At 68.9% G+C, this 7,954-nt stretch carries 6 protein-coding genes and 1 pseudogene; 1 reads left to right on the forward strand and 6 read right to left on the reverse strand.

Going from position 1 to position 7,954, the window contains the following annotated elements; all coding sequences use genetic code 11:
* The first annotated feature begins 138 nt into the window (after nucleotides 1-138).
* Entirely contained in the window at nucleotides 139-1,449 is a 1,311-nt protein-coding gene (locus D0D37_RS45110; RefSeq protein ID WP_208720559.1) for a glycosyltransferase 87 family protein, read from the forward strand.
* Here the strand turns inward: D0D37_RS45110 and D0D37_RS45115 are convergent.
* From D0D37_RS45115 to D0D37_RS45140, 6 genes and pseudogenes are all read right to left on the reverse strand, one after another.
* Entirely contained in the window at nucleotides 1,436-1,645 is a 210-nt protein-coding gene (locus D0D37_RS45115) for a helix-turn-helix domain-containing protein (RefSeq protein WP_003071237.1), read from the reverse strand. The genes D0D37_RS45110 and D0D37_RS45115 overlap by 14 nt on opposite strands.
* A 179-nt stretch (nucleotides 1,646-1,824) precedes the next feature.
* Complete coding sequence (locus D0D37_RS48980) at nucleotides 1,825-2,799, reverse strand: ABC-F family ATP-binding cassette domain-containing protein (protein WP_377896483.1); 975 nt, start codon at nucleotides 2,797-2,799, stop codon at nucleotides 1,825-1,827.
* A 75-nt stretch (nucleotides 2,800-2,874) separates the two neighbouring features.
* Nucleotides 2,875-3,462 (reverse strand): annotated as a pseudogene (locus D0D37_RS48985) (ATP-binding cassette domain-containing protein); the annotation flags it as partial.
* 158 nt (nucleotides 3,463-3,620) lie between these two features.
* Nucleotides 3,621-4,298 carry an acVLRF1 family peptidyl-tRNA hydrolase gene (locus tag D0D37_RS45125; protein ID WP_162834795.1) on the reverse strand — a complete coding sequence of 226 codons (678 nt, stop codon included), beginning with the start codon at nucleotides 4,296-4,298 and terminating at the stop codon, nucleotides 3,621-3,623.
* Nucleotides 4,299-4,348: 50 nt separating this feature from the next.
* Entirely contained in the window at nucleotides 4,349-7,156 is a 2,808-nt protein-coding gene (locus tag D0D37_RS45130) for a S8 family serine peptidase (protein ID WP_162834796.1), read from the reverse strand.
* 591 nt (nucleotides 7,157-7,747) lie between these two features.
* A partial coding sequence (locus D0D37_RS45140) for a GNAT family N-acetyltransferase (RefSeq protein WP_116206704.1) occupies nucleotides 7,748-7,954 on the reverse strand: 207 nt, incomplete at its 5' end.

Genomic DNA, 7,954 nt, shown 5'->3' on the forward strand with positions numbered 1-7,954 from the left:
ACTCTGAGTCCCTCAGGGTTCCCCTCACGGACCTTGGGCGCGGGCGGGGCACGGGCGGTGCGGGAAGGCGGGGCCCGGCTCGGTAGCCTGGCGTTTCGGGGTCGGCGAGCCGGGGAGGAAACGCGGGTGCAACTGCTGATGGCCCCTGCGCGCGCCGAAGCGGCCCATCCCGTGCGCGCCGTCGCGTGGGATCTCGTCTTTTATCTCGGCTGCTTCGCCTTCGCGCTCGGCACCGCGCTCGCTTCCGAGTTCTACGGTTACCGGATCTGGGGCAATTTCGCCGTCGCCGGATACGGATTGGCCGCCGCGCACAGCGCCTGGCTCACGATTTCCGCGCGCCGCGGAATGCAAACTAACGGCAAATTCGGTTCGCGCTGGATAGGTATCGGCGCGGTTGTCGTGTTCGCGATGTGCGCGCCGCTGGCGATGCTCGTAATCCGGCGGCTGACCGGTACGGACTGGCTGACCACCCCGTTCTCCTGGGCCGCGCAGCCCGAGGTGTGGGTGATCGAGCGCAGCGCGGATCTGTTGCTGCGGAACGGAACCCCGTACCTCGACCTCACCGCGCTCCACCGCGCACCGGAGGTGAACGACTACACCCCGTACGGCCCGGTGATGACCGTCTTCGGGCTGCCGCGCGCGCTGTTCGGCGGCAATCCAGTCCTCAATGCACTGACCGACGCGCGCTGGATGTTCGCGCTCGCCGCGGTGATCTGCGCGTACGCCTCCTGGCGCCTGCTGAACCGGCCGCGCATCCCGGTTTTCGCCGCACAGCTCGCGATCGCCTGTCCGCTCACCGCGCTGACCTGGGCGGTCGCCGGTCCGGACCTCGCGATCGTGGGCCTGCTCGTGCTGACGTTCGCGCTCGCCTCTTCCGGCCGTCCAGGATGGACCGGTTTCGTGCTGGCGCTGGTGATCAGCGCGAAACTCATCGTCGCCCCGGCGGCCGCGGTGCTCGCGGTCTTCGTCTACCGGCGGGCTCGCGGCGAAAATCCTTGGGCCGCAACAGGTCGCTTCGCGGCCGCGCTGGCCGCGACGACGATCGTGCTGCATCTGCCGGTGTATCTGGCGAACCCGGCGGCGTTCACCGAGCACGTGATCCGCTTCCCGCTCGGCATGGGCGCGGTCCGCTCCCCCGCGGCGAGCCCGCTGCCCGGGCATCTGATCGCACAGGCCGGACCGGCCGGCACCGCGATTTCCCTGGTGCTGGTGGGTCTTGCGGCAGTGGCGATGCTGATCTGGCTGGCACGCCGGCCCCCCGCGACGGGATCCGCTGCACTGACGCGAACCGCCGTCGGACTCGGCGCGTTGATCCTTCTCACTCCGGCCACCCGGTACGGCTACCTCGTGTACCCGCTGGTACTCCTCGGCGCCGCGCTGACCTTCCGGGATTCCGGACCGACCGCGCGCCCCCCGCGCAACGGCCGCGCTGACGCTACTTCTTCTTGACCCGCGTGGCCCCGCCGCGCCCCCGCAACTGGACCCCGGACTCCGACAGCACCCGGTGGACGAACCCGTAGGACCGTCCGGTGGATTCGGCCAGAGCCCGGATGCTCGAGCCCTTCTCGTATTTCTTCTTCAGGTCAGCGGCCAGCTTGTCGCGCGTGTTGCCGGTGATCCGCGCGCCTTTCTTGAGATCAGCCACGTCGATCGCCTTCCCGCCGAGTGGTTGTTCCGGGCCATTCACGGCCCCTGCCGGGGCAATGATCGAACACTACGCGCCGGATTGCCAGACGGCAGCGGTAAAACGATCGAAACCGCGATCACATTGGGCCATTCCAGTGCTTTGCCCGACACGGTAAGCACCCGAACGGACGCACTCGGTCAGGCAAGCTGGACAAGTTCAAGATAATCCGGGGACCAGTGGTCCTCGGTGCCGTCCGGAAGCAGGATCACGCGTTCGGGTTCGAGCGCCTCGACCGCGCCCGGGTCGTGCGTCACCAGCACGACGGCGCCGGCGAAGCTGCGCAGCGCGTCGAGAACCTGCGCGCGGCTGGCCGGGTCCAGGTTGTTCGTCGGTTCGTCCAGCAGCAGCACATTGGCTTGGCTGGACACGAGTCCAGCGAGCGCGAGCCGGGTCTTCTCGCCGCCGGACAGCGTTCCGGCGGGCTGGTCGAGCTGTTCGCCGGTGAAGAGGAACGAGCCGAGCAGGTTCCGCAGCTCCTGCGCGCCGGTGTCCGGCGCGAGATGGCGGATGTTTTCCCACACCGACGCTTCGTGGTCGAGCGTTTCGTGTTCCTGTGCGTAATAGCCCAAACGCAATCCGTGACCCGGTTCGACGGATCCGGTGTCCGGGGTTTCCATTCCGCCGAGCAGCCGGAGCAAGGTCGTCTTTCCGGCGCCGTTCAGTCCGAGCACCACGACCTTCGAGCCGCGGTCGATCGCCAGATCGACGCCGGTGAAGATCTCGAGCGAACCGTACGACTTGGACAATCCGTCCGCGGTCAGCGGCGTGCGGCCGCACGAGGCCGGCTCCGGGAACTTGATACGGGCGACCTTGTCCGCCTGGCGCGTCTCGTCGAGCGAGGAGAGCATCTGCTCCGCGCGCCGGGCCATGTTCTTGGCGGCGACGGCCTTGGTCGCCTTCGCGCCGAGCTTCGCGGCCTGCGCCTGCAGCGCGGACGCCTTCTTCTCGGCGTTCGCGCGCTCGCGGCGGCGGCGCTTCTCGTCGGTGGCGCGCGCGTCGAGGTAGCGCTGCCAGCTCATGTTGTAGATGTCGATCTCGCCGCGCGTGGCGTCGAGGAACCACACCTTGTTCACGACGTCGCCGAGCAGTTCGACGTCGTGGCTGATCACCACGAGACCGCCGTCGTGCTGCTTGAGGAAGCCGCGCAGCCAGTTGATCGAGTCGGCGTCGAGGTGGTTGGTCGGCTCGTCCAGCAGCAGGATCGTCTCGGATTTGCCGCCGGCGCCCGCCTCGGCGGCGGCGAACAGGATCCGCGCCAATTCGACGCGACGGCGCTGACCGCCGGACAGCGTGCTCAGCGTCTGGGCGAGGATGCGGTCGGCGAGGCCGAGATTCGAGCAGATCCGCGCCGCTTCGCTCTCCGCGGCGTATCCGCCGAGCGAGGAGAAGCGCTCTTCGAGCCGCGCGTAGCGGTTGATCGCCTTGTCCCGCTGCTTGTCGTCGACCAGCTCGGACATCGCGGTCTGCGCCTTTTCCATGTCGCGCACCAGGGTGTCGAGCCCGCGCGCGGACAGCACGCGGTCCTTCGCGGTGACCGACAGGTCGCCCTCGCGCGGGTCCTGCGGCAGATAGCCGAGTTCGCCGCTGCGGCGGACGTCGCCGGCGTGCGGTTCGCCCTCGCCCGCGAGGACTTTGAGCGAGGTGGTCTTGCCCGCGCCGTTGCGGCCGACGAGGCCGATGCGGTCGCCGGACTGGATGCGGAGGGTGGCGCCGTTGAGCAGGATGCGCGAACCGGCGCGCAGCTCAAGGCCGGTGGCCGTGATCAAGAGAACTCCCGGAGACGGGGGTGGTCAGGTGGACGTGCTGGAGCGCTCCGGCACCGCGTGCGATGCGGAGCGGGCGGTTATTCTCTCTGAATCCGCACCAATGCCCTGATGACCACGAGCCCAGTGTACGGGTCGCCGTCGAACGGTTTTCGCGGCCGTGTCCGGATTCACTCGCGTCCCGTTGTCGGGTCCCTCACCACCAGCTCCACGGCGCGCGCCCGCTGCGCCGCTTCGGCCAGCACCTCGCGGCGCGGTTCGGGGATCTCCAGCACGCGCGGTTCGGCGCGGTCGAACAGCTTGGCGAGCCGACGGTCGGCCCGCAGTTCGTCGAGCGCCCGGCGGTCTCCGCCGAGCACTACAGCGTCCACTTCGGACAGTCTGGGCAGCAGGACTTCGTACGCGTCTTGGGCAGCTGCGTGCAGTGCCGCTCGCGTTTGGCCTTCGCGGCGGCGTGCGAAGCGTTGCTGCGACCAGCCGCCCGCCGCGGTTCGGCCTTGTACGTGGTGGCGGTCGGTCCGGGAGAGGACCACCCGGCCGTCGTAGGCGAGGCCGAGCGAATGGCCGCCTTTTCGAACCAGCAGCAGTGCGAGCAGCCTCGGGGTTTGCGCGTGCCGGATTAGTGGTTCGACGGCCAGCCCGGGGTATTCGCCTTGAGTCGGCAACGGTCCAAACGGGACAGTCGCCGTGGCCGTGGTGCCGTTCTCCGCGGCGATTCGTACTTCCGTCGCGGTGAGAACCGTGGTGCGCACGCCGTCGTTGCGTTCGGCGAAGCGCGCGAACCAGCCGTCGAGCCGTTCGGGCGGGATTTCCACCGCCCGTCCGCCGCCTGCCACCTGCCGTGCCATGCCGGAAACGGTACGGGGCCGCCGCGCAGTGCGACGGCCCCGCATCGTTCTCAGGCGAGCTGAGGTCGCACCGGCCCCGTGGTCACCGTCTTGTGCACGTCCGCCGGATGCCCGGCCGCGACGTAGCCGTTGACGTGCAGCGAAACGCTGCGGATCGAACCGGTGTCGCCGCCCGCGGTGTCGACCACCTTGAACGTCCACGTGCCGTCCGCCGAGCCGCCTGGCTGAGTCTGCGGCGTGCTCGGGCGGTAGGTGCCGGCGAACGGCGCGTCCGCGGCCCGGACCGTGCTGAACAGCTTGGCCGCGGAATCGTCGAACACCACCTGGCAGAGGTTGTGGCCGTTGCTGCCGCCCTTCTGGAACAACGTCGCCGTCGCCCCGGACGGCGAGGTCAGCGTGCCGACCAGGTCGTTGACGTAGGTGTGGTCGATGCCGACCGTGGTCGCCTTCTCCGCGGTGGTGCAGGTGCTGCCGTCGATCGACAGCGAGACCTTCGACGCGGGACCGACGCCGCTCACGACGAGCGGAACCGACGCGCCGAGCTGCGAGTTGTCCGGAATCGCGACCACCGGCCCGGCATAGGCGAACGCCTGGGAAACGGGCGACGGCGTGCCGACCGGCAGCGAATACGTGCTGGTGCGCGGCGAGTACGAGCCCGCGAAAGTCACCTTCGCGTTGAGCACTACCGGCGAGCCGAGCTGCTGGTTGGCCGGAACCGTGACGGCGAAGTCGTTGATTCCGGTCTGTCCGGGGCTGATCGTGCCGTACGACTTCGCGCGCGGTTCGATCGTGACGCCCTGGGTCGGCGAAGTAAGCACGACGCTCGTGGACACCGCAGTGCCGTCGCCGGTGTTCTTCACCGGCAGCGTGACAGTCGCGGTGTCACCCGGGTTCAGCGTGCTGCCGCCGTTGGGTCCGCGGACCGTCGGCTGCCCGGCCTCCGCGTACGGCTGCGGGCTGGCTCCGGTGTAGGCCAACACCTTGTCCGCCAACAACACTCCGGCACCGGTGAGGTTGTCCGTGCCGGGTGCTTCGATGTCCACGGCGGTCTTCAGGAACGCCTCGCGAATGTCCGAAGAGGACAGTCCGGGATTGCCGGACAGCACCAGGCTCGCGATCGCGGCCGCGTGGGGTGCGGCCGCCGAGGTGCCGAAGAACGGGTCGAATCCGCTCACCGAGGTGTGCACGCCGTCCGCCGCGGTGATTTCCGGCTTCTGCCGCACTTCTCCGCCGGTCGAGGACGCATTGCCCGGCGTGATCGGCGTTCCGTCGGCTTCGAAGAACACGCGTCGCGGACCGTCCGAGCTGAACCGTTCCGCCTTGCTGGCCGAGGAATACGCCGCCGGATACGGTCCGGTCGGGTTCGCCGGGTCGCCCGGTTCGAGCGGCCGTCCGAACGCCGCCTCGGCCGGTGCCGCGGCGACCGCGAACGCCTTGCGCGCCGCGGCGTGGCCCACCACCGCGCCAGGCGTGGAGTACGCCTTGAGCCCGTCCGCGGAGTCGCGGAACCGGCTGCCGAACGCGGTCAGCGAGAGATACCGGCCGGCCCCGGAGAACTTGACCACGGCGAGCCGCAGCCCGGTCCCGCCGAACAGCGGGGTGGCCAGCTGCTCGTACGGGTCCTGGGCGCCGTTCTGGACGTCCTGGCTGAAGCTGACGACGTTGCCGCGCGCGTCGAGGAGGTAGAGGTCGTAGTCGTCTGCGGCGGCGCCGAGCGGGTCGGACCAGTGCAGCGTCACCGGGATGTTGGCCGACGACGCGTCCGAGATCGGCTCGAACGCCTGCTTTCCGGCTGCGCCGGCGAAGTTGTGCGCCGTGCCGGCGAACTTGCCGATCGAAATGCCGGAGTCGACGAAGTCGCCTTCCCAGTGCGCCGCGGTGCCGTCGGCGACGTTGCCTTCGTTGCCCGCGGAGGAGAAGTAGAGCGCGCCGTCGGCCGTCACGTCGTTCACCGCTTGCGCGATGATCCAGTCCTGGAAAGGGGATTCCTTGAAGTAAATGACGTCGTCGACAATTACGTCGCAGTGTGCGTCGAAACGGAGCTTGCGGATGTTGTCGGCGAAACTCGCGTCGGAGGTGAAGGCCGTGGCGAAACCGAGCTTCGCGTTCGGGGCGAGGTCGTGGATGATCTCCAGCATCGCCGTGCCCTCGTCGCCGCTGCCGGCTTGTCCAGTCAGGACATCGACCGCAGGAAGCTCGCCCTTGGTGCGGGAAACCTCCAGCGAATCGACCCCGTCGGACAGCGCGCACGCCTTCACGCCGGTGCCGGTCACACCGAACTGCTGGCGCGCGATGTCCGCGTTATGCGCCCGATCGCCCGCGCTGACGACCTGCGATTTGGCGCCGATCGCTTCCTTGAGCTGCCGGTCGATCCGGTCAGCCTTCTGCTGCTTGGTTTCCGTGCCGTCCTTGGTGTTTTCCCGCTGCCGCGCCGTCATCGCCTGATCCGCGGTCTCGACGTGCTTCACGTCGCCGCGCTTCGCGATCTCCGGCAGGGCGGTGAGCGGTACCTCGGCGCGGATGCTGGCCGCTGTACTCGACACCGCCCGCACCTCGGCCCCGGCTTTGCGCAGGTCGTTGACGAGCCCGTCGCTGACCTTCGTGACGCGGATGTCGACCAGTGCTTTGTCCGCGGTCTTGGCGACGCCCGGCAGCGCGGCCGCGCTGAGACTCCGCGTGCGGATCTTCTCCTGGACGAGCAGCTTGCTGTCTATTTTGGACTCAGTCGCGGTCTGCCCGGCTTTCACCGCCTGCAACGCGGCGATCTGCTTGTTCGCGTTGGCGTCCACAGTGGACTCCTGCGCTCCGGCGAGGGGCGGTGTCGCCAGCCCGGCGGCGAGCACCGCCGCGGCGACCACGCCCGTCCGTCTTCTGGCCGATCTTGTCGAGGCTCTAGGTGAACGGGTACGACGCACGTGCGCCTCCGATCTCACACCGCGTGCCCCGACTCACGCTGGCCAACGCCGGTGATCACCGGCTGGAACCAGCTAAGTCCCACTTCTGTCCGGGAAAAACGGCCGTTGGGGTGACGTTGGTCAGGCAATATCCGTTGCCCGCCGGACGTCGTAGGCCGTTCGGCCGAGCCCGCCTTCTCTCGCGCACGCGACCGGGCGCCGGATTCGCCGGTCAGCGCAGTTCGGCTCGGTGCTCGCCGAAGTTTCCCGTGACCGCGGTCACGAAGGCGGCAGCGCGCGCTGCCGCCGGACGGGAGCGACTCGAATGCGAGCGCGAAATCCGGACGACTCCACCGCTCGCGCCATCCATCGCGGGCGGCGGCGTCCGGGAAGCCTTGGAAGACCGCTATCTCGGGATCGCGTTCGCCCCAGCAACCCCACTTCCGGGACGGCCCCGTCACCGCGATGACGTCTGCCGAAACTGCGATCAAGCCCAGGAATTCGTCGTCGGACGCATGTCCGATCGCTGTCCAGTAATACTCACAGAACAGCGAATCACAGCTCCAGCCACATGATGCGCAACCCCACCCGTCCCTCGACGGGATGCTGAAACGCCCCCGGCGCAACGCCCAACGTCACGAACCCCAAACTCTCGTACAACCGGATCGCGTGCACATTGGTCTCGACCACCGCATTGAACTGAATCGCCGCGAACCCCGCCCGCCGCGCCCAAGCGATCAGATCGACAACCAACGCCCGCCC

Source organism: Amycolatopsis circi, assembly GCF_003385235.1.
Classification (GTDB): Bacteria; Actinomycetota; Actinomycetes; order Mycobacteriales; family Pseudonocardiaceae; genus Amycolatopsis; species Amycolatopsis circi.

Bases quoted from the DNA above. Each gene is read 5' to 3' on its own strand.
- D0D37_RS45110 (WP_208720559.1), top strand. From the start codon at position 139: ATGGCCCCTGCGCGCGCCGAAGCGGCCCATCCCGTGCGCGCCGTCGCG.
- D0D37_RS45125 (WP_162834795.1), bottom strand. From the start codon at position 4,298: ATGGCACGGCAGGTGGCAGGCGGCGGACGGGCGGTGGAAATCCCGCCC.